Source organism: Hymenobacter sp. APR13 (assembly GCF_000737515.1).
Classification (GTDB): domain Bacteria; phylum Bacteroidota; class Bacteroidia; order Cytophagales; family Hymenobacteraceae; genus Hymenobacter.
This window is the reverse complement of sequence record NZ_CP006587.1, coordinates 3722823-3741287: the sequence shown is the minus strand read 5'-3', so window position 1 is coordinate 3741287 and position 18465 is coordinate 3722823. Positions and strand designations below refer to the sequence as shown.

Below are 18465 nucleotides of genomic sequence, written 5' to 3'. Positions count from 1 at the left end.
CGGGTTAGGGATTGGAGTTCTGAAATACGTCGGAAGCCTTCTGCGAGCCGTCGGCGGCCTGCTTGAGGGCCCGCACGATGGCGCGCTGGGCCAGCGCAATCTTGAAGTCGTTGGAGCCCTGGCCTTTGGCGTCGGCCACCACCTGGGCGGCCACGCGGCGGAAGGTATCCTCGGTGGCGGGCTGGCCTTTCAGCATGGCTTCGGCCTTCTGGTCGCGCCAGGGCTTGTGGGCCACGCCGCCCAGCGCCAGGCGGGCGTCCTTAATGGTGCCGCCTTCCAGCTCCAGCCCTACCGCCACCGAAATCAGGGCGAAGGCGTAGCTGGTCCGGTCGCGCAGCTTCAGGTAGCTGAAGTTCTTCTCAAAGCCTTTCTCGGGCAGGTCGAGGCTGATGATCAGCTCGCCGGAAGCCAGGGTGTTGTCTTTCTCGGGCTGATTTTCGGGCAGGCGGTGGAAGTCGTCGAAGGCAATGCTCCGTTCGCCGTTGGGCCCGCTCACGCGCACCGTAGGAGCCAGCGCCGCCAGGGCCACGCACATATCCGACGGGTGGGTGGCAATGCAATGCTCACTGGCGCCCAGAATGGCATGAATGCGGTTGAAGCCCCCGATGGCCGAGCAGCCGGTGCCCGGCTCACGCTTGTTGCAAGGCGTGGCCAGGTCGTAGAAATACAAGCAGCGGGTGCGCTGCATGAGGTTGCCGCCGTTGGTGGCCGCGTTGCGCAGCTGGGGCGAGGCGCCGGCCAGAATGGCCTGGTTGAGCAGCGGGTAGCGGTTTTTCACGTCCTCGTTCCAGGCCGTGTCGGCGTTGGTGGCCATGGCGCCCAGGCGCAGGCCGCCGTCGGGCAGGCTTTCGATGGCAGCCAGCGGCAGCTTGGCCACGCTCACGAGGTGGGTGGGGCGCTCCACGTTTTCCTTCATCAGGTCGATGAGGTTGGTGCCGCCCCCGATGTAGGCCGAGCCCTGGTGGCTGGCCTGGTCCCGCACGGCATCCTCAACGGCCGTCGCGCGGTGGTAGGTAAATGAATTCATGGTGTAGGGTGATGAGGTGATGAAGTGACTTGTGATGAGGCAGTACAGGAGAAGCAGTTGCCGTTCGCCGCAAGCAAACAGGGCCTTACTTCATTCCCAGTTACTTCCTCACCTCATTACTGCCTTTATCCACCACTTCCTTCACGGCATTCAGGATGCCTACGTAGGCGCCGCAGCGGCAGAGGTTGCCGCTCATGTGCTCCCGGATTTCGTCTTCGGTGTGGGCTTTGCCTTCGTTGATGAGGCCCTGAGCCGAGCAGATCTGGCCGGGCGTGCAGTAGCCGCACTGGAAGGCGTCGTGGTCGACGAAAGCCTGCTGCAGCGGGTGCATGGCCTCCGGGGTGCCCAGGCCCTCGATGGTGGTGATGTCGTCGTCGTCGTGCATCACGGCCAGGGTCAGGCAGCTGTTCACGCGCTTGCCGTTTACCAGCACCGTGCAGGCGCCGCACTGGCCATGGTCGCAGCCCTTTTTGGTACCCGTGAGGCCGGCATACTCGCGCAGAGCGTCGAGCAGGGTAGTCCAGGGCGCAATCTGGAGGGTGTGCTGCTGCCCGTTGATAGTAAGCTGCACCGGGCTGGTGGGCGGCGGCGCAGCTACCACACCGGCGCTGGCGGCTGAGGGAATCGGTTGCTGGATCATAGAAAGAGCATTGTGGTGTTGGAGTGGAAACGCAGGCAAGCCCAGCCTGACCGGATCGGCAAGGCAGACTTATCAGGTTACGCGAGCTTCCACACCAGCGTTATGCTTTCGGCCGTATTTCTCCTGTACAAAATCCTATCCTTTTCCTCAACCCTCACCTACCGCTTGGTTTTTCAGCGGATTAGCTCCATATCAAGAATTAATCTAAACAAATCCGGTTCTCGGAATACCAGCAGCAAGATTAGGTTCTGCCTTTCCTTATATTTTATAAAACACAACACTCACGCCAGGCCTACGGTCCGGGTTTTTAACTACCTGCCGGGTCCCCCGCCCCGCTCGCCGCCGACTCAACGACTTGGGCGTAATGCCCAGGTAGGCCGCAATGTGGCGCTGGGGCACAGCCGGGCCAGCGTGGGGTATATAGCTGCTGAAACTCCGGGCCTAAGGAAATCCCCTCTAGCTAACTGCTGCGGTGTCAGCTGGCCGGCGAAGGTAGAAAACCGGGTTTCAGTCAGCGGGGGCTTGTAGTGGAAGTAGTGCGAAGGGAGTCAAGCATCGAATAGAAAATTCACCTTCCGAAGTTCTGGCCAAAAGCCCTTACTATTGTAAGGTTGCTTTATCGTCACCGTATTATTCCGTTTTGCTATGTCTGGCTGGTACGTCAACTGCCGTTATCTATTGGCAGTTCTTTTAGTTTTAGTAGCCTCTGCCGCCCGTGCCACCACCTGGGACGAGCCCTGGCATGAACGAGTAGTAAAGGAGGCCGACCACTTTGTTTTAGCCACAGTCACAAAAGCTGACAAGCAGCAACTGACCCTACAAATTATCCGTGATGCAGCGGGCGGCACTCTGGACGGGAGCCTGCAGGTCACGGACTTTTACCTGCTGGACTTGTGCAGCACTTCGGGAGGGCACGGGCCGGAATTTCACCTTGATGCGGCAGACACAGCGTACTTTTTTCTGAAGAAGAATCCGCAGGGAGGCTTCAGCCTGGCCACGCCCAGTACTGGCTTCGCTGGTGTGTCGAAGGGTATCGTTTACGCAACTTACCGGCACAGCTACCACCAGGCAGGCGTCGAGCAGCCGGTGTACGAAATGACGATGGGCGCCATATTCCGGAAATACCATGGCCTGCCCTACGACGCGGCCCCGGTTCGGGCATTTATTACTGAGCAACTAGCCCACAAGCCCGCTCCGATCAGCGAGGAAGGCATGGCGGACTTTTTCCGGCAGCATGTGGCTCTCGAAACTATCTACCACTTGGGCTTCACCGAGTATTACGCCTCTACGCTGCCTTTCCTGCACGACGCAGACAATTTTCATGCGCAGGTATCTGCCGCCCGCGCCCTGATGGCTATTAACACGCCGGAAGCCCATCAGGAGTTGCTGCAGTTGCTGCAAGACAACAACACAACCGATTTCACCAAAGTGGTAGCCATCCGTACGCTGGCAGCTCACCAGCCGCACGACCTCAAGCCCACGCTCCAGAAGCTGGTTAAGAAGGCGTCTGAAGAAGAGAATGGCTTTGGCGGCAACATCATGGACCCCAGAATCTGCACCCGCATACCGACGGTACAAAAGGCCCTGATGGAGCTGGTATCTGCTTTGTAGATGCGCCTCCGTTAATATGCCCTGCTCTCCTCCCCATGCGGCCCCTTACAGCCCGTACGTAACCTGCAGGTAGTACAGCCCGCCTACATTAGGGCCGCCGAGGTAGCTTGCGTAGTAGTGGTTGAGCACGTTGCTGGCGCCCAGCTTCAGGCGCAGGTTGGGCTCGGGCAGGCGGTAGCTCAGCTGGGCGTCGAGAGTACCGTAGGCGGGCACGTAGCCGGTTACCAGGAAGGTTTGGGAGTAATAGCGCTGCTGCCAGTGGTAATTGAGGCCGAAACCGAAGTTGTGGGCCACGTTTTCGTTGCCCAGGCTCAGGTTGGCGGCCCAGCGCGGGGTGTTGAAGCCGTCCTCCAGCCCGTCGCCCGACTCGGTGCGGCGCAGGCGGGCGTAGGTGGTGCTGGCTCCGGCTAGATAGCCGCCGGCCACCTCGTAGCGCAAACCCAAGGAGCCGCCGTAGTTGTACACCCGACTGCGGGAGTTCGTCCAGAGACGGTAGCGGGCCTGGCCGGCGCGGGCGCTCAGGGCGGTGGCCACGGCGTTCTGGTCGGAGTTGGGGGACAGGGGCTGGCCGGTGGCGTCCAGGGGTACGTAGGCTTCCACCTGGGCAGTAAAGTCGCGGTAGGTGTTGGAGTAGAAGTCCACGTCGGCCAGCAAGCGGCCGCCGGGCAGCAGCGCCGCTTTGTAGCCCAGCTCGATGGAATAGATGTGCTCGGGCCGCAGGTAGGTGTAGGGGTTTTTCTGCAGCAGGCCTTGGTTCTGGCTGATAGCCTGGCTGCGCGAGAGGCTGCCGGTGTTCACGCTCCGGGTCACGGCGGCGTTGAAGGCATCAATGGAGCTACGCAGGTAGCTGTTCTCAAATACCCCGTCCGACATCACCCGGAGCCCCCCGATGCGCTTCACCTGCCCGCTGTTCACGTTGGAAAACCCCTCAAACAAGCTTGGAAACCGGTAACCGCTCTGGTAGCTCACCCGGAAGTTGTGGCGCTGGGTGGGCGAGTACACGGCCGTGAGGCGCGGGTTGAAGCGGGTACTGAAATAATCGTTCTTATCGGCCCGCAGCGTGGCCGTCAGGCGAATTTTCTCCTGCCACAGCCGCGCCCCGGCCTGCACAAAGCCGCCCATTTTGCCGTACGTGAGCGTGCTGTACGGGTCCTCCCCCGCCGCGGGGTTGATGAAGTAGTTGCCATCGGGCTGAATAAAGTACGTGCGGTGGTCGACACCCAACAGCACGTCGGCCCAGGCGGGCAGGCGTTTGCCGCCGCCCCGGCGCAGGGCTTCGCCGAGGTTCAGCTGGCCTTCCAGATGCAGCAAGTCGGCCTGCACGCGCAGGGCCGCGCCCTGGTCCCAGTTGTTGATGTCGGCCAGCTCGCGCAGGCGCTGCTGAAACTCCGGCGTGCCCGGCTGCAAACGGCCAGCATCGGCGGCGGCGCGGGCCGTGGCGTGGGCCTGAGCTACCGTCTGCCTGTCGGCCCCGGCCTGGTTCCAGGCGGCGGTGTAGTCCTGGTTCCAGCGGGCATCGGGCTTGAAGCTGCGGTCCAGATTTTCAGCCATGCTGCGCAGGTTGTAGCTGCGGCCGGTGTTCTCCTGGGTGAAGTAGGCACGGGCCTGCACTACGGGGCCGATGAGTTGCAGGGCGTGCTGCTGCAGGTGGTAGTTGTCGAGCCGGAACCGGTTGCTGCGCTGGTACACGTTGTCGAAGCTGGCCCCACGGTAGGTGTAGGCCAGCTCCGTTTTGTCCGAGAGCTTGTAGTGCAGGGCCGCGTCGTACTTGAGGGTTTGCAGCTGGTAGTCGGTCACGTCCTGCTCCCGGTAGCCGGTGCGGGCCACCTGGTAGCTTTTGCCCCCCAGCGTCAGCGTCGAGCGGTTCGAGGATTCGTTGCCGTAGCTGCTCACCGGGTCGCGGGCGGGGTTATCGGCCCCCGGCAGGCCGGTGGTGGCGTTGCCGTTGGGGTTGATGTCGGTCGGGTCGCGGGCAATCCAGTCGTAGCCGCGCAGGTAAGTGCCGTTCACCTTCACCGCCCACTTCGGGCCCAGCACCCGGGCGTAGCGCACACTGGTTTCGGAAAAGGCGTGCGCACCGGTGGCCGGGTCGTTGAGGTGGTTGATGCCGGTTTTTTGCTGCACGCTCAGGCCGGGGCTGCGAAACGGGTTGCGGGTGCTGAAGTTGGCCAGCCCGTTGATGGCGTTGAGCCCGTACAGCGCCGCAGCCGTGCCCGGCACCAGCTCCACGGCCTGAATATCCAGGTCGCTCGGCCCCAGCACGTTCCCGATGGGCCCGCCGATGTGCGGGGCCTGGTTGTCGATGCCGTCCACGAGCTGGGCGAAGCGCACGTTGGTGGTGTTGCTGAAGCCCCGGGCGTTCAGCACCCGAAACCCCAGGCTGGGCGTAATCATCTGCACGCCCTTCAGGTGTTCCAGGGCATCAAAAAACGACGCCGCGGGCGTAAGCCGCAGCTGCCGGGCGTTGAGCTTCTCCACCGTTACGGGCGACTGCAGGATGCTTTCCTCCACCTTCGAGGCCGTCACCACCACCTCCCCCAGCCGCGTGGTATCGGCGGGGGCCTGGGCGTGGGCCAGTATCGGAAGCAGCAACAGAGCGGGCGTAACGTGTTTCATGCGTTATATTTTTACAAACATAACGAATATGGCGCGCCCGGGTTTCCCGCAGAGGGCGCAGAAGGTTGCGCAGAGGACGCAGTGAACGACCTCCGCGTCTGCGAAAACCTCTGCGTCTTCTGCGGGAACCTATATCAGAACAGCCCTTCAGCCTCCGCCGCCAGAAACGCCTGAAAACGGGCCTGCAGGGCCTCGAACTCCGCAATCAGCGCCTCGCCCTCAGGCGTTACCACGGTGCCGCCGCCGCGCTTACCGCCGGTTTGGGTGAGCACCAGCGGCCGGGCGCTCTGGGCATTCAGCGACGACACCAAATCCCAGGCCCGCTTGTACGACATACCCATTTCTTGCGCCGCCTTCGAGATGGAGCCGTGCTGCTGAATCTGGCGCAGCAGCTCCAGCCGCCCGATGCCCATAAACCGGTCGTCCGCGGATTCCACCCAGAGGCGGCCGGTGAGGCGGAAGGTCAGGTCGGGGCGCAGCAGGTCTTTCATACGGGCAATTTTACGCAAAAGCCGCCGTATGGCTGTGGCACAAAAAAAGCGTCAGCCGTTACCGACTGACGCTTTTGAAACAAAGATTAGAACGGCGGCGGGCCGTCATCGAAGTTGCTGCGGGGGAAGGCCTGGGCGGGTGGCGGGCCGTCGTTGTTGAGGCGCGAGCCCAGCCGGATGGTGTTGGGCGTGAAGCCGGTCTGCTCGTCGAAGCTGCTGGGCGGGAAGGCGCTGGGGTTGAAGCCCGCGTCGCCGAAGCCGCCCGCGCCGTCGAGGTCGGCGAACTTGGTGAACTTGCCGATGAACTTGAGCTGCACAGTTTCCAGGGAGCCGTTCCGGTGCTTGGCAATGATAACCTCACCGGTGCCCTGCGTGGGGTTGCCCATCTCGTCCTCCGTAATCTTGTAGTACTCGGGGCGGTACAGGAAGATAACCATGTCGGCGTCCTGCTCAATAGAGCCGGATTCACGAAGGTCACTCAGCTGCGGCTTCTTGTCGCCGCCGCGGGTTTCCACGGAGCGCGAGAGCTGCGACAGGGCGAGCACCGGCACATTGAGCTCTTTGGCAATGCCTTTGAGCGCCCGCGAAATCGAAGCAATTTCCTGTTCACGGTTGCCGCCGCCTTTGCCATCGGTGTTGCCGGTCATCAGCTGCAGATAGTCGATGATAATCATCGAAATATCGTGGTGGGCCTTGAGGCGGCGGCACTTGGTGCGCAGCTCCCGGATGCTCAGGCCCGGCGTGTCGTCAATATAAATCGGCGCCGACGACAGGCTGGAAATCTTGTGGTTGAGCTGGGCCCACTCGTGGTCGGCGAGGTTACCCTTCTTGATCTTCTCGGAGTCCAGCTCCGCCTCGGCTGAAATCAGACGGTTCACGAGCTGCAGCGACGACATTTCCAGCGAGAAAATGGCCACCGGCTTCTTGAACTCCACCGCCGCGTTGCGCATGGCGGATACCACGAAGGCCGTGTTGTGCGTCACGGTCATGTCCTGGAGCAAGAACAGGCGGTTGCCGTCGATGCTGAAGCCGTAGTAATCGTCCTCGCCGTCAAACTCCACCGAAATGCCAGTCATACGCCAATCCACGGGGCTGCGCCAGGGCTGGGCCTGCTTGCGGGCCACGCGCACCGGCACCCGGTTGATGTCGCCGTAGATGCGCACGCGGTACACCTCGCTTTCGTAGCCGATGGCGCTGATGGCGGCCCGCTTCTTCTTCAGGGAAGTACGGAAGCCCAGCGAGTCGGCCAAGAACTTGATTTGCCGGACCAAGCGGTGGTTTTTCTGGGTGATTTCGTAGCCGTTGGACACCGGGTCGAGGTGGCCGTCGGAGTCGATGAGGCCGGCCAGCAGACGCAGGCGGTTGTCGGTGCTGTTACTCAGGTACAACTGCGGAATGTGCTTGTCGCCGAGCACGCCCAACTGGCGCAGCTCGTCCTGCAGCGAGTACTGGGCGATACTGCCGCCCTGCCGGCCGCGCGTGATGCCGTAGCTGTTGCAGCGGTCCGCCACTACGCCTACTGTTACCTGCATGTCCAGCTCGGCAGCGTACTGGTGCAGATACTCGATAATTTCCGGGTCTTGGCCCGTGATGCGGCAGTTGTCGGAAGCGCCGTCTCCGAGCCACACGCCCAGGAAATACGGATCAACCGGTACTTCCTGCGCGGCAAATTCTACGGGCACTTTATAGCCCTTATAGTTGGAGCGGAACTTGGCCGACTTGCCCAACCAGTCTTTTACTGTGATGTTGAGCACGTCGCCGTGGCGGTGCGCGCCCTCGGTGCGACTGCGCTTCAGCGAGAGAATGTGGCTTTCGTTGACGCGGTAGGCCTCGCCCTTGTTCTGGCGCACCCAATACATGTTTTCGCGGCCCCGGGCAATATTCAGCACCCGACGCGGCGTGGAGTCGTCGCCCATCAGCAGCTCGCCGGCCTGCACGTTTTCCACGTTGCGCAGTGTGCCGTCGTACATCAGCACCTTGGTGCCTTTGCCAAGGCACTTACCCATGCCGGGGCGCGCCGCAATAATCACCAGGTCAGATGGTTGCCATCCGGATGTCACCCGATCCAGGGCCGAGAAGCCAGAGGGCACGCCGGTGAGGCCATCCTTCTGGTCCTTCTTCTCTTCCAGCTCCTTGATGGCCTTGCCCATCAGGCTGCGCATGTCGTCGAAGTTCTTGCGGATGTTCGACTCCGATACCTCAAACAGGGCCTGCTCGGTGCTGTCGAGGAGGTTGAACACGTCGGTGGTGTCCTCGAAGGCGTCGCGCTGGATGGTGCTGGCAATGTTGATCAGCTCCCGCTTAATGGCATTTTCGGTGATGATGCGGGAGTGGTACTCGATGTTGGCCGCCGAGTTGACCTTGAACGTGAGGTTGGCCACGTAGTGGGCGCCGCCGGCCGGCTCCAGCTCACCCATCTCGCGCAGCTCGTGCGTAACCGTCAGAATATCAATCGGCTCCGACTTATCAAACAGGTTCAGAATGGCCTTGAAGATACGCTGGTGGCCGTCCTTGTAGAAGCTTTGGGGCTTCAGGATGTCGATAACCGTGGTGAGGGCATCTTTTTCCAGCATGAGGGCGCCCAGCACGGCGGCTTCCAGCTCCAGCGCCTGGGGCGGCAGCTTACCCGCGGGCCCGCCCATGGGCAGCTGCGCAGGGCGGCTGCTCCAGGCGGCTTTGGCGCGCGAAGCCGAGAGTTTCAGGCGGTCATCCATCCGGTCGTTCATCAATAGGGGGGCACTACAAGGTAAGCAGGTTGAGCCGGTCTGGCCAGAATTTCTTCCGTAGCGGCCCGTTTTTCTGGAAAGGGGTACAAAGCTAACGGCTGGGCTTCACAAGTGAGGGCTGGGCAAAAAGGTTTCTTTTGCGTAGAATGAGCAGGGGTAGCATCCGCTTCCGCTCGTGCCGTTTTGCCGATGAGCTGCAGGCCGTAAGTTGCAAGCAGCTAGCAAAATGGCCGGGGTGAAAAAGCTTGCGGCTTACGGCTCACAGCTCTCCAGCCGGCGCAAGCCAAAGCTTAGGCACCATGCCCTACCTTTGCCGCCTGCTTACTTATTCTGTAAATGGCCGCTACTCCTTCTTCGCTCCAACGCCTGCACCTGATTGCCATCGGGGGCAGCATCATGCACAACCTGGCTCTGGCCCTGCACAAAAGCGGCGCCCACGTCACGGGCTCCGACGACGAGATATTTGAGCCCGCCAAAGGCCGGCTGGCTGCCGCTGGGCTGCTGCCCGCCGCCGAGGGCTGGTTTCCGGAAAAAGTAACCGCCGACCTCGACGCCGTGATTGTGGGCATGCACGCCCGCGCCGACAACCCCGAGCTGCTGCGCGCCCAGGAGCTGGGCCTACGGGTGTATTCGTTTCCGGAGTTCATCTACGAGGCGTCCAAAGACAAGCAGCGGGTGGTGATTGGCGGCTCGCACGGCAAAACCAGCATTACCTCGCTGATTCTGCACGTGCTGCGCTACCACGGCCGCAAGTTCGACTACGCCGTGGGGGCCCAGCTGGAAGGCTTCGACCTGATGGTGCAGCTCACCGACGACGCGCCCATCATCATCATTGAGGGCGACGAGTATTTGTCGTCGCCGATTGACCGGCGGCCCAAGTTCCACCTGTACCAGCACCACATCGGCGTGATTTCCGGCATTAGCTGGGACCATATCAACGTGTTTCCGACCGAGGAAATCTACCGCGAGCAGTTCAAGATCTTCGCTGACATGACGCCCAAGGCCGGCACGCTCATCTACGACCGCGACGACGAGCAGGTGCAGCTCGTGACCGTGCCCAGCAGCCCCGACGTGGCCTACGTGGGCTACGGCCCGCACGAGCACGTCATCCGGGACGGCAAAACCTACCTGCTCAATAAGAAGGACGAGGAAGTGCCGGTGCAGGTGTTCGGCGAGCACAACCTGCGCAACATTTCGGCGGCCAAGGAAGTGTGCAAGTGCCTGGGCATCAAGGGCAAGGATTTTTACGAGGCGCTGGGCTCGTTTAAGGGCGCGGCGCGGCGGCTGGAGCTGGTGCGCGAAGGGGCAGGCTCGGTGGTGTACAAGGACTTCGCCCACGCCCCCAGCAAGCTCAAAGCCACGGCTACTTCCTTTAAAAAGCAGTTTCCGAAGCGCAAGCTGGTGGCCTGCCTGGAGCTGCACACCTTCAGCTCGCTGAACCCGGCGTTCCTGCCGCAGTACGCCCATACCTTCGACGCGCCCGACGTGGCCGTGGTGTACTTCAACCCCCACGTGCTGGAGCACAAGCGCCTGCCGGCCCTGCCGCCGGAAGCCGTGCAGCAGGCCTTCCAGCGCCCCGACCTGCGTGTATTCACGGATAGCGGCGAGCTGGCCGCCTTCCTGCATGCCCAGGACTGGCACGAGGCCAACCTGCTGATGATGTCGTCGGGCACGTTCGACGGGCTGGATTTGGCCGAGCTGGCCGAAAAAGTGGTCCGCTAACCATGCAGGCTCCACTCAAACACCCGGTTCTGCTGCTGCACGGCGCGCTGGCCTGCGAAAAGCAGCTGCGCCCTTTGGCCCGCGAGCTGGCCGCCCAATACACGGTACGCACCTTTAGCTTCGACGGGCACGGCGGCCAGCCGCTGGAAACGGACGTGTTTTCCATGCGCCATTTTGCGGCGCAGGTGACGCAGTTTCTGGATGCGCAGGGCTGGGAGTCGGCGCACGTGTTTGGCTACAGCATGGGCGGCTACGCGGCGCTGGCGGCGGCGGTGGCGGCCCCGCACCGGTTTCGCAGCATCACCACGTTGGGCACCAAGCTCGACTGGTCGCCGGCCACGGCCGCGCTGGAAACCCGGTTTCTGGACGCAGAGAAGATGCGGGAGAAGATTCCGCAGTTTGCCGCGCAGCTGGAGCAGCAGCACGCCCCCACGCCCCTGCCGGCGCTGCTGGCCGCCACGGCCGGCCTCATGCGCGGCCTCGGCGACGTGCCGCTGCTCACGCCCCAGAACCTGTCGGGGCTGGAAGTGCCGGTGCAGGTGCTGGTGGGCGAGCTGGACAAAACGGCCGGCGTGGATGCCTCCCGCCACTTCGCCGACTTCATGCCCCGCGCCACCTTCGAAATCATCTTCAACACCCCGCACCCGCTGGACAAGGTGAACCCGGATTTGCTGACGAGCCGCATTGCACGCTTCGTGGAGCAGACGGAAGACCAGCGCCGCTAGCCTAGCCAGATTTCCGGCCACAAAAAAGGCCCGCCTTGTGAGGCGGGCCTTTGCGGTTTATTCCGATTTCGTATCCGGCTCCGGCGGCGCGGGCGGAGTGGCAGCTGGCCGGCGGCGGCGGTCGGTGGTGACCAGTAGGGCCAGGCCGGTGAGGGCCAGGCGCAGCATCCATTTGCGGCTCAGCATGGCTAGCGGTTGAGAAGCAGGGTGTTGGTTTCCTCGACGCGCAGGTCGCAGCTGCTGCCTCCGGTGTTTTCCTCACAGCTCGTGCCCACAATGTCGTTGTTCTCGAAATTGAAGAAGCAGAACGTGCAGCCCACGCCGTTGATGATGTAGCGCGAGGCACTGGTGCTCAGGTACAGGTCGTTGTCGGTGGTCAGGTTCAGGGGCAGGGCCATGCCGCGGAACATGCCGTTGCGCAGCCCCAGGCCCACCAGGTAGTACATGGCCGGGTCTTTGGGCTTGCCCTGCACCTTGCGCACCATGGTTTTGTCGATGCTGGTGCCGTCGCCGAACTGCCGGCTGAAGGCCAAAGCCAGCTGTTCGCGGGGCACCTCATACTTAATCAGGCCCCGGTCGCCGACGGAAGCCACCAGCTTGCTGGTTGGTTCGCGGCGGCGGCGGCTGGCCTCGCTGGTTTCGCCGTCGGGCGAGCTCATCTCCGGAAAGCCACGCTTAGTAGTTTCGCAGGCAGGCAAGGAAGCAGTGAGCAGGCCTGCGGCCAGCAGCAGGCGCCAGAATGGCCGGGAGGAGTCTATCATAGGATGCTGAATAAAGCGAAGAAATTAACGCGCGGTATAGTACTTGCGGGCCTCGGGCAGGTCGCGCTGAATGTCGGCGATACGCGTGCCGTTGGAGGGGTGGGTGGAGAGAAACTCAGGCGGCGAGGCCTGGCCGTCGCGGGCGTCCATGCGCTGCCAGAACTGCACGGCCCCATCGGGGTTGTAGCCGGCCATGGCCATAAAGATAAGGCCCAGGCGGTCGGCTTCCGACTCCTGGCTGCGGCCATATTTGAGCAGGCCCAGCTGCGAGCCGGCCCCTACCACCTGCAGAAACACGTTCTGGGTGGCCGTAGGGTTCTGACCGGCCGAGGCCGACAGCACGCCGCCCAAACCCTGCGCCGCCATCTGCTGGCTCATGCGCTCCGAGCTGTGCTTGGCCACGGCGTGGGCAATTTCGTGGCCCATGACCACGGCCAGACCGTTTTCGTCCTGCGTGATGGGCAGGATGCCGGTGTACACGGCCACCTTGCCGCCGGGCATGCACCAGGCGTTTTCCTGCTTATCATTGATCAGGTTGAACTCCCAGGCGTAGCCCTCCAGCTGGGCTTGGGCGTTCTGCTGGCGGAAGTAGGAGTCTACGGCCTGCTGAATGCGCTGGCCCACGCGCTTCACCATAGCGGCCTGCTCGCCGCTGCTGACCACTTGACTGGAGGCCAGCACCTTCTGGTATTCGGTGGCGGCCATCTGGTTCATTTCCGTATCGGAAACGAGGCTGAGCTGGCGGCGGCCCGTGATGGGCACCGTGGAGCAGGCGGCAGTAACTAACAGGCAGCTGGCGAGGGCGAGTTTTCTAAGCATGGGAAGGAGAGGCTTGGGGAATGAGAGAGGGCGCGGGCCCGGCCTGCTGGCAGAGTCGGCCCGAGGCTTCTATACGTTGCCGGGCAACAAAAATGTTTATTTCACCCTGATTGGGCGGCGGCGTACCCGTTTTTTGCCGTTTCTTCGTTCTGCCGCTACGAATTAGCGGTAGTTTTGACTTTTGGGCGGCCGCCAGGCAGCAGCGCCCGCCTGTACGTATCCCCTGTTTCTGCGCTCCGGCCGCCACCAGTGGCCGGCATCATTTCCTCTCCCCCTGCTTATCTACGCTATGAAAATCCTTTGCATTGGCCGCAACTACGCCGAGCACATTGCCGAACTCCAGAACGAAACGCCCGACGCCCCCGTCATCTTCGCCAAGCCTGACACAGCGCTGCTGCAGCGCAACCAGCCGTTCTTCGTGCCCGATTTCTCGCAGGACATTCACCACGAAATAGAGCTGGTGCTGCGCATCTGCAAAAACGGCAAGAACATCGAGGAGAAGTTTGCGCCCACTTACTTCGACGCCATCGGCCTGGGCATCGATTTCACGGCCCGCGACCTGCAGAGCAAGCTCAAAAGCAAGGGCCTGCCTTGGGAGCTGGCCAAAGGCTTCGACGGCTCGGCTCCGATTTCGCAGGAGTTCAAACCCGTGGCCGACTTCCCGGACCTGAAGAACATCAACTTCCGGCTGGAAGTGAACGGGCAGGTGCGCCAGCAGGGCAACTCCGGCCTGATGCTGCACGATTTCAACAAAATCATCAGCTACATCTCCCAGTTCATAACCCTGAAAATGGGCGACTTGATCTTCACGGGCACGCCCAGCGGCGTAGGCCCGGTGCAACCCGGCGACCAGCTCACGGGCTATATCGAAGACCAGCAGCTGCTGAACCTGGCCGTGAAATAGCCCCTGTAGCACGGACTGTAGTCCGTAGCTCGCAGCAACCACGCTACTCGGCGTTTGGTGTTAAGAATTGTGGCCCACGGGCTGCGCTCCGGTATTGTGCCCGTATAGTAGGCTACGGACTGAAGTCCGTGCCACAGACTGCCGCCTACATTTCCTTTTTGAATGCCCAATACATTGTTTATCGGCTTTTCGCGCCGGCTGCTGAGTCTGGCGGCGCTGCCGCTGCTGCTCACCTGGCCGCCCACGTCCTGCGAAGGGCAGGCGCCTGACTCGTCGGGCCCGAAACCTGCCGCGGCGGCTCCCGCCGACGCCCGGCGCCCCAGCGTGCCGGCCGGCTACTTTCTGTTTCCTATTAAGCCCGGCGTACAGAACTACTTGGCCGGCAGCATGGGCGAGCTGCGCCCCAACCACTTCCACGGTGGCCTCGACATCAAGACCGACGGCCGCGTGGATTTGCCGGTGTACGCCGCCGCCGACGGCTACATCTCGCGCATGAAGCAAAGCAGCTACGGCTACGGCAACGTGCTCTACATCACACACCCCAACGGCCTGACGACGGTGTACGGCCACCTCAACCACTTCAAGGGGCCGGTGGCCGCCGAGCTGCTGCGCCGCCAGTACGAGAAGCAGACTTACGAGCTGGAGCTGTTCTTTGACAAGGGCCAGTTTCCGGTGAAGCGCGGTGAGGTGGTGGCACTGTCGGGCAACACGGGCGGCTCGGCGGGCCCGCACCTGCACTGGGAAGTGCGCACCGCCGACGACCACCAGCTCAATCCGCTGCAGTTTGGGGGCTTCGCCGAAATCCAGGACCACGTGGCGCCGCAGCTGCAGGCGTTTGCCGTGGAGGCCCTGGGCATTGAGGCCCGCGTGCAGGGCCGCTTCGGCAAGAGCATATTCGTGCCGAAAGCGCCGATGCTGCCCAACGGCGGCGGCTACGTGTGGGCCGATACCATTGCCGCCTTCGGGCAGGTGGGGCTGCTGGTGCAAGGCTTCGATAGGTTCGACGGCGTGTGGAACAAGAACGGCCTGCAGCGCGTGGACGTGCGCGTGAACGGCCAACCGCTCTACTCGCACGTCGTGGACGATATTCCGTTTCCGGAAGGCTCGCGCCAGATCAACCGGCACGTGGACTATGAGTGGCGCGCCACCCAGGGCCGGCAGCTGGAGCGCTTGTTCGTAGACGACGGCAACGACCTGAGCATGTACAAAACCGGCCCCGCCAAGGGCAAGCTGCGCGTGGAAGCCGGCAAGCTCTACGCCGTGGAAATCATGCTGGCCGACTCCTACGGCAACCGCACGCCGCTGCGCTTCGTGCTGCGCGGCGAGCAGCCGGTGTACTACAAAACCCGCTCGGCGCTGGTGAAAAAGCCCACCCTGCGCTACGACATCAGCCGCAACCTGCTGGTGGCCACGGCCGCCGACCCCGACACGGCTTCTGTAGGCGGGCCGCTGACGCTCTACAAAGGCAACCGCCGCCTCACGTTGCGCCCCAGCTACACCGTGCAGAGCGAAAACACCTACCTCTACGACCTGCGCGCCGGCCTGCCTGACTCGCTCAGCTTCCAGGGCGTCACGCGTCGCTTCGACCGGCAGGGCAGCATTCCGTCGGGCCGGGACTTCGCCTTCTCCACCAGCCACCTGCAGCTGGGCTTCACGCCCAAAACGCTGTTCGACACGCTGTATGTGCAAACCAGCTACGCCGCCGGCCTCTGGACGGTGCACCTGCCCCGCACGCCGCTCTACGAAACCCTGCGCCTCACGCTCCGGCCCGAAACGCCCGTAACGGACCCGCGCCGCACCGCCATCTACAGCATAGCGCCCAACGGCGGCAAAGGCTACGTGGGCGGCAAGTGGGCCGCCGACAACACCACCGTGTCGGCCCCCATCAAAACCTTCGGCCGCTTCCGCCTGCTCACCGACACCATTCCGCCTTCGGGCCGCCTGCTCAGCAAAGGTGCCGGCGGCGTGGTGTTTAAGGTCGGCGACGACCTGTCGGGGCTGGCCAGCTACCGGCTGGAAGTGAACGGGCAGTTCCACCTGCTGCGCTTCGAGCACAAAAACAGCACCCTGTTCTCGGAGCGCTCCGATACGCTGGGCCCGGCCCTGCGCGGCCCAGCCACGCTCCGCCTCACCGACCAGGCTGGCAACGAGAAGGTGCTGAACGTGGTGCTGTAGCGTCGGCCGCGTACGGGTTCGTATATTCCAGTAACCTTTCCCCTACCCTCATGTCCAACAACCTGCTCAAGCGCCGCAAGCCGGTGCTGCTGGCCTCCGTGGCTGCGGCCGTAGCTACCGGCGTGGCCGCCTACGCCTTCGCCCGCCGCAAGCTGCACCCGCCCCTGCCCACCGTGGCCCACGTGGATCTGCACAAGTACATGGGCCTCTGGTACGAGGTGGCCCGGCTCCCGACGCGCTTCGAGAAAGGCTGCCAGCACGTGACGGCCGAGTACATGCTGCGGCCCGACGGCAAAGTAACCGTGCGCAACACCTGCCACAAAGACGGCCTGAACGGCCCCGTGGAAACCGTGACGGGTACGGCCCGCGTGGTGGATGCCGCCACCAACGCCAAGCTGAAAGTGAGCTTCTTCTGGCCGTTTGAAGGCGACTACTGGATCATTGCCCTCGACCACTCCGACTACCGCCACGCCCTGGTGGCCGGCGGCCCCGACCGCACCAACCTGTGGCTGCTGAGCCGCACGCCGCACATGGAGCGCAACCTGCGCGACCAGTATCTGGCCCGGGCCCACGAGCTGGGTTTTGATGTGGACCGCATCCTGTTCACGCCTCAGCCCATTGCCGGCAAGCCGTAACCGTGCCCGGCACGCGGCGGCGCGCTATATTTGCCGCAAATCCCAGCCTTATGCCCATTCCCCAGATCGGCGACGCCGCCCCCGCTTTTGAAGCGCCCGACCAGCACGGCACCCTGCACCGCCTGCAGGACTATGCCGGCCGCAAAGTGGCCCTCTACTTCTACCCCAAAGACGACACCAGCGGCTGCACCGCCCAGGCCTGCGACCTGCGCGACAACTACCAGAGCCTGCAGGCCGCCGGCATTCAGGTGCTGGGCGTGAGCATCGACAGCGAGAAGTCGCACAAGAAGTTCGCCGATAAGTACGAGCTGCCGTTTCCGCTGCTCGTGGATGAAGACAAAAAGCTGGTGGAAGCCTACGGCGTGTGGCAGGAGAAATCCATGTACGGCCGCAAGTACATGGGCACCATGCGCTACACCTTCCTGATCGACGCCGACGGCCGCATCGAGAAGGTCATCACCAAAGTCGACACCAAAAACCACGCGGCCCAGTTGCTGTAGGCCCTGTTAGCCCCGCCAGTTTGGCGGGGCTTTTTTTTCGCGCGCCTCGCCCAAGTTCCTACCTTTGCTTTCCCTCAACTTCATAGAATTCATGTCGCACGACGCCTCTTCCTTCGCCGCTTCTTCCGAAACCCACGCCCCCGAAGCCACCAAGTCGGTGGCCGAGCTGCAGCAGATTGCCGCGCAGGTGCGCCGCGACATTGTGCGCATGGTGCACGCCGTGAACTCTGGCCATCCCGGCGGCTCGCTGGGCTGCACCGACCTGCTGGTGGCCCTGTACTTCAAGGTGATGAAGCACACGCCCCAGCCCTTCGACATGAACGGCACCGGCCAGGACCTGTTTTTCCTGTCCAACGGCCACATTTCGCCGGTGTTTTACTCGGTGCTGGCCCGCTCCGGCTACTTCCCGGTGAGCGAGCTGGCTACGTTCCGCAAGCTCAACTCGCGGCTGCAGGGCCATCCCGCCACCCACGAGCACCTGCCCGGTGTCCGCATTGCGTCGGGCTCATTGGGCCAGGGGCTGAGCGTGGCCACGGGCGCGGCCCAGGCCAAAAAGCTCAACGGCGACGACCGCACGGTGTTCGTGCTCATGGGCGACGGCGAGCTGCAGGAAGGCCAGATCTGGGAAGCGGCCCTCTACGCGCCACACCATAAAGTCGACAACCTGATTGCCTTCGTGGACCGCAACGGCCAGCAGATTGACGGTCCCACCGACAAGATCGGCGGCCTCGGCGATTTGCGCGCCAAGTTTGAGAGCTTCAACTGGCAGGTACTGGAAACCAACGGCAACGACCTGACCACGCTGCTGGCTACCATCGAGGAGGCCCAAAGCCTGCTCGGCCAGGGCCGCCCCGTAATGGTGCTCATGGACACCCAGATGGGCTTCGGCGTGGACTTCATGATGGGCTCGCACAAGTGGCACGGCGTAGCGCCCAACGATGAGCAGCTGGAAAAGGCGCTGCAGCAGCTGCTGGTAGAAGAAGCCGGCGACTACTAAACCGCAGATGTTGCAGATAAAAAGGGGATTTCGCTGATCAAACCGCCGGTTTAATGTCTGGCTTGCGTTTGTAAGCAGAAGCCTTTTTATACAGGCATTGGTCTGATGAGCGTTGC

Annotated in this window: 16 protein-coding genes; 8 read left to right on the top strand and 8 right to left on the bottom strand. The window is 62.9% G+C overall.

The window, feature by feature from the left end; translation table 11 throughout:
* Positions 1–4: 4 nt before the first annotated feature.
* Together N008_RS15605 and N008_RS15600 are read right to left on the bottom strand one after the other, a co-directional pair.
* A complete protein-coding gene (locus N008_RS15605; RefSeq protein WP_044017339.1) occupies positions 5–1027 on the bottom strand; it encodes an FAD binding domain-containing protein in 1023 nt (340 codons plus the stop codon).
* Positions 1028–1127: 100 nt separating this feature from the next.
* A complete protein-coding gene (locus tag N008_RS15600) occupies positions 1128–1667 on the bottom strand; it encodes a (2Fe-2S)-binding protein (protein WP_052381618.1) in 540 nt (179 codons plus the stop codon).
* Between the two features lie 645 nt (positions 1668–2312).
* On the opposite strand from N008_RS15600, the gene N008_RS15595 reads away from it, so the two are divergent.
* Complete coding sequence (locus N008_RS15595; RefSeq protein WP_044017337.1) at positions 2313–3278, top strand: HEAT repeat domain-containing protein; 966 nt, start codon at positions 2313–2315, stop codon at positions 3276–3278.
* Between the two features lie 45 nt (positions 3279–3323).
* Here N008_RS15595 and N008_RS15590 read toward each other — a convergent pair whose 3' ends face one another.
* The 3 genes from N008_RS15590 to dnaB all read right to left on the bottom strand — a co-directional run bounded on the left by N008_RS15590 (position 3324) and on the right by dnaB (position 9027).
* Positions 3324–5894 (bottom strand): TonB-dependent receptor, encoded by a 2571-nt coding sequence (locus N008_RS15590; RefSeq protein ID WP_044017336.1) that lies wholly within the window; start codon positions 5892–5894, stop codon positions 3324–3326.
* 134 nt (positions 5895–6028) lie between these two features.
* Complete coding sequence (locus tag N008_RS15585; protein ID WP_044017334.1) at positions 6029–6385, bottom strand: winged helix-turn-helix domain-containing protein; 357 nt, start codon at positions 6383–6385, stop codon at positions 6029–6031.
* Between the two features lie 86 nt (positions 6386–6471).
* The gene (gene dnaB / locus N008_RS15580; protein ID WP_081910953.1) at positions 6472–9027 is read right to left on the bottom strand and encodes a replicative DNA helicase; all 2556 of its coding nucleotides are present in this window, start codon (positions 9025–9027) and stop codon (positions 6472–6474) included.
* 420 nt (positions 9028–9447) lie between these two features.
* Here dnaB and N008_RS15575 point away from each other — a divergent pair, with 420 nt between their 5' ends.
* A complete protein-coding gene (locus N008_RS15575; protein ID WP_044017330.1) occupies positions 9448–10833 on the top strand; it encodes a UDP-N-acetylmuramate--L-alanine ligase in 1386 nt (461 codons plus the stop codon).
* Between the two features lie 2 nt (positions 10834–10835).
* Positions 10836–11558 carry an alpha/beta fold hydrolase gene (locus tag N008_RS15570; protein WP_044017328.1) on the top strand — a complete coding sequence of 241 codons (723 nt, stop codon included), beginning with the start codon at positions 10836–10838 and terminating at the stop codon, positions 11556–11558.
* Positions 11559–11615: 57 nt separating this feature from the next.
* Here N008_RS15570 and N008_RS24070 read toward each other — a convergent pair whose 3' ends face one another.
* From N008_RS24070 to N008_RS15560, 3 genes are read right to left on the bottom strand one after another with little or no spacing between them, the layout of a single operon-like run.
* Positions 11616–11744: a hypothetical protein gene (locus N008_RS24070; protein ID WP_262489696.1), complete on the bottom strand. Its 129-nt coding sequence runs from the start codon at positions 11742–11744 to the stop codon at positions 11616–11618.
* A gap of 2 nt (positions 11745–11746) precedes the next feature.
* Positions 11747–12319 (bottom strand): hypothetical protein, encoded by a 573-nt coding sequence (locus N008_RS15565; RefSeq protein WP_044017326.1) that lies wholly within the window; start codon positions 12317–12319, stop codon positions 11747–11749.
* A gap of 24 nt (positions 12320–12343) precedes the next feature.
* Positions 12344–13138 (bottom strand): M48 family metallopeptidase, encoded by a 795-nt coding sequence (locus N008_RS15560; protein WP_044017324.1) that lies wholly within the window; start codon positions 13136–13138, stop codon positions 12344–12346.
* Positions 13139–13427: 289 nt separating this feature from the next.
* Here N008_RS15560 and N008_RS15555 point away from each other — a divergent pair, with 289 nt between their 5' ends.
* From N008_RS15555 to N008_RS15535, 5 genes are all read left to right on the top strand, one after another.
* Positions 13428–14042, top strand: a complete 615-nt coding sequence (locus N008_RS15555) for a fumarylacetoacetate hydrolase family protein (RefSeq protein ID WP_044017322.1) — start codon at positions 13428–13430, stop codon at positions 14040–14042.
* A gap of 162 nt (positions 14043–14204) precedes the next feature.
* Positions 14205–16217, top strand: a complete 2013-nt coding sequence (locus N008_RS15550) for a M23 family metallopeptidase (protein WP_081910844.1) — start codon at positions 14205–14207, stop codon at positions 16215–16217.
* 50 nt (positions 16218–16267) lie between these two features.
* The gene (locus N008_RS15545; protein ID WP_044017321.1) at positions 16268–16852 is read left to right on the top strand and encodes a lipocalin family protein; all 585 of its coding nucleotides are present in this window, start codon (positions 16268–16270) and stop codon (positions 16850–16852) included.
* Between the two features lie 50 nt (positions 16853–16902).
* Complete coding sequence (bcp, locus tag N008_RS15540; RefSeq protein WP_044017319.1) at positions 16903–17352, top strand: thioredoxin-dependent thiol peroxidase; 450 nt, start codon at positions 16903–16905, stop codon at positions 17350–17352.
* A 91-nt stretch (positions 17353–17443) separates the two neighbouring features.
* A complete protein-coding gene (locus N008_RS15535) occupies positions 17444–18349 on the top strand; it encodes a transketolase (RefSeq protein ID WP_081910843.1) in 906 nt (301 codons plus the stop codon).
* The last annotated feature ends 116 nt before the right edge of the window (positions 18350–18465 follow it).

Coding starts and splice junctions, on each gene's coding strand:
- N008_RS15605 (WP_044017339.1), bottom strand. CDS start 1,027: ATGAATTCATTTACCTACCACCGCGCGACGGCCGTTGAGGATGCCGTG.
- N008_RS15600 (WP_052381618.1), bottom strand. CDS start 1,667: ATGATCCAGCAACCGATTCCCTCAGCCGCCAGCGCCGGTGTGGTAGCT.
- N008_RS15595 (WP_044017337.1), top strand. CDS start 2,313: ATGTCTGGCTGGTACGTCAACTGCCGTTATCTATTGGCAGTTCTTTTA.
- N008_RS15590 (WP_044017336.1), bottom strand. CDS start 5,894: ATGAAACACGTTACGCCCGCTCTGTTGCTGCTTCCGATACTGGCCCAC.
- N008_RS15585 (WP_044017334.1), bottom strand. CDS start 6,385: ATGAAAGACCTGCTGCGCCCCGACCTGACCTTCCGCCTCACCGGCCGC.
- dnaB (WP_081910953.1), bottom strand. CDS start 9,027: ATGGGCGGGCCCGCGGGTAAGCTGCCGCCCCAGGCGCTGGAGCTGGAA.
- N008_RS15575 (WP_044017330.1), top strand. CDS start 9,448: ATGGCCGCTACTCCTTCTTCGCTCCAACGCCTGCACCTGATTGCCATC.
- N008_RS15570 (WP_044017328.1), top strand. CDS start 10,836: ATGCAGGCTCCACTCAAACACCCGGTTCTGCTGCTGCACGGCGCGCTG.
- N008_RS24070 (WP_262489696.1), bottom strand. CDS start 11,744: ATGCTGAGCCGCAAATGGATGCTGCGCCTGGCCCTCACCGGCCTGGCC.
- N008_RS15565 (WP_044017326.1), bottom strand. CDS start 12,319: ATGATAGACTCCTCCCGGCCATTCTGGCGCCTGCTGCTGGCCGCAGGC.
- N008_RS15560 (WP_044017324.1), bottom strand. CDS start 13,138: ATGCTTAGAAAACTCGCCCTCGCCAGCTGCCTGTTAGTTACTGCCGCC.
- N008_RS15555 (WP_044017322.1), top strand. CDS start 13,428: ATGAAAATCCTTTGCATTGGCCGCAACTACGCCGAGCACATTGCCGAA.
- N008_RS15550 (WP_081910844.1), top strand. CDS start 14,205: ATGCCCAATACATTGTTTATCGGCTTTTCGCGCCGGCTGCTGAGTCTG.
- N008_RS15545 (WP_044017321.1), top strand. CDS start 16,268: ATGTCCAACAACCTGCTCAAGCGCCGCAAGCCGGTGCTGCTGGCCTCC.
- bcp (WP_044017319.1), top strand. CDS start 16,903: ATGCCCATTCCCCAGATCGGCGACGCCGCCCCCGCTTTTGAAGCGCCC.
- N008_RS15535 (WP_081910843.1), top strand. CDS start 17,444: ATGTCGCACGACGCCTCTTCCTTCGCCGCTTCTTCCGAAACCCACGCC.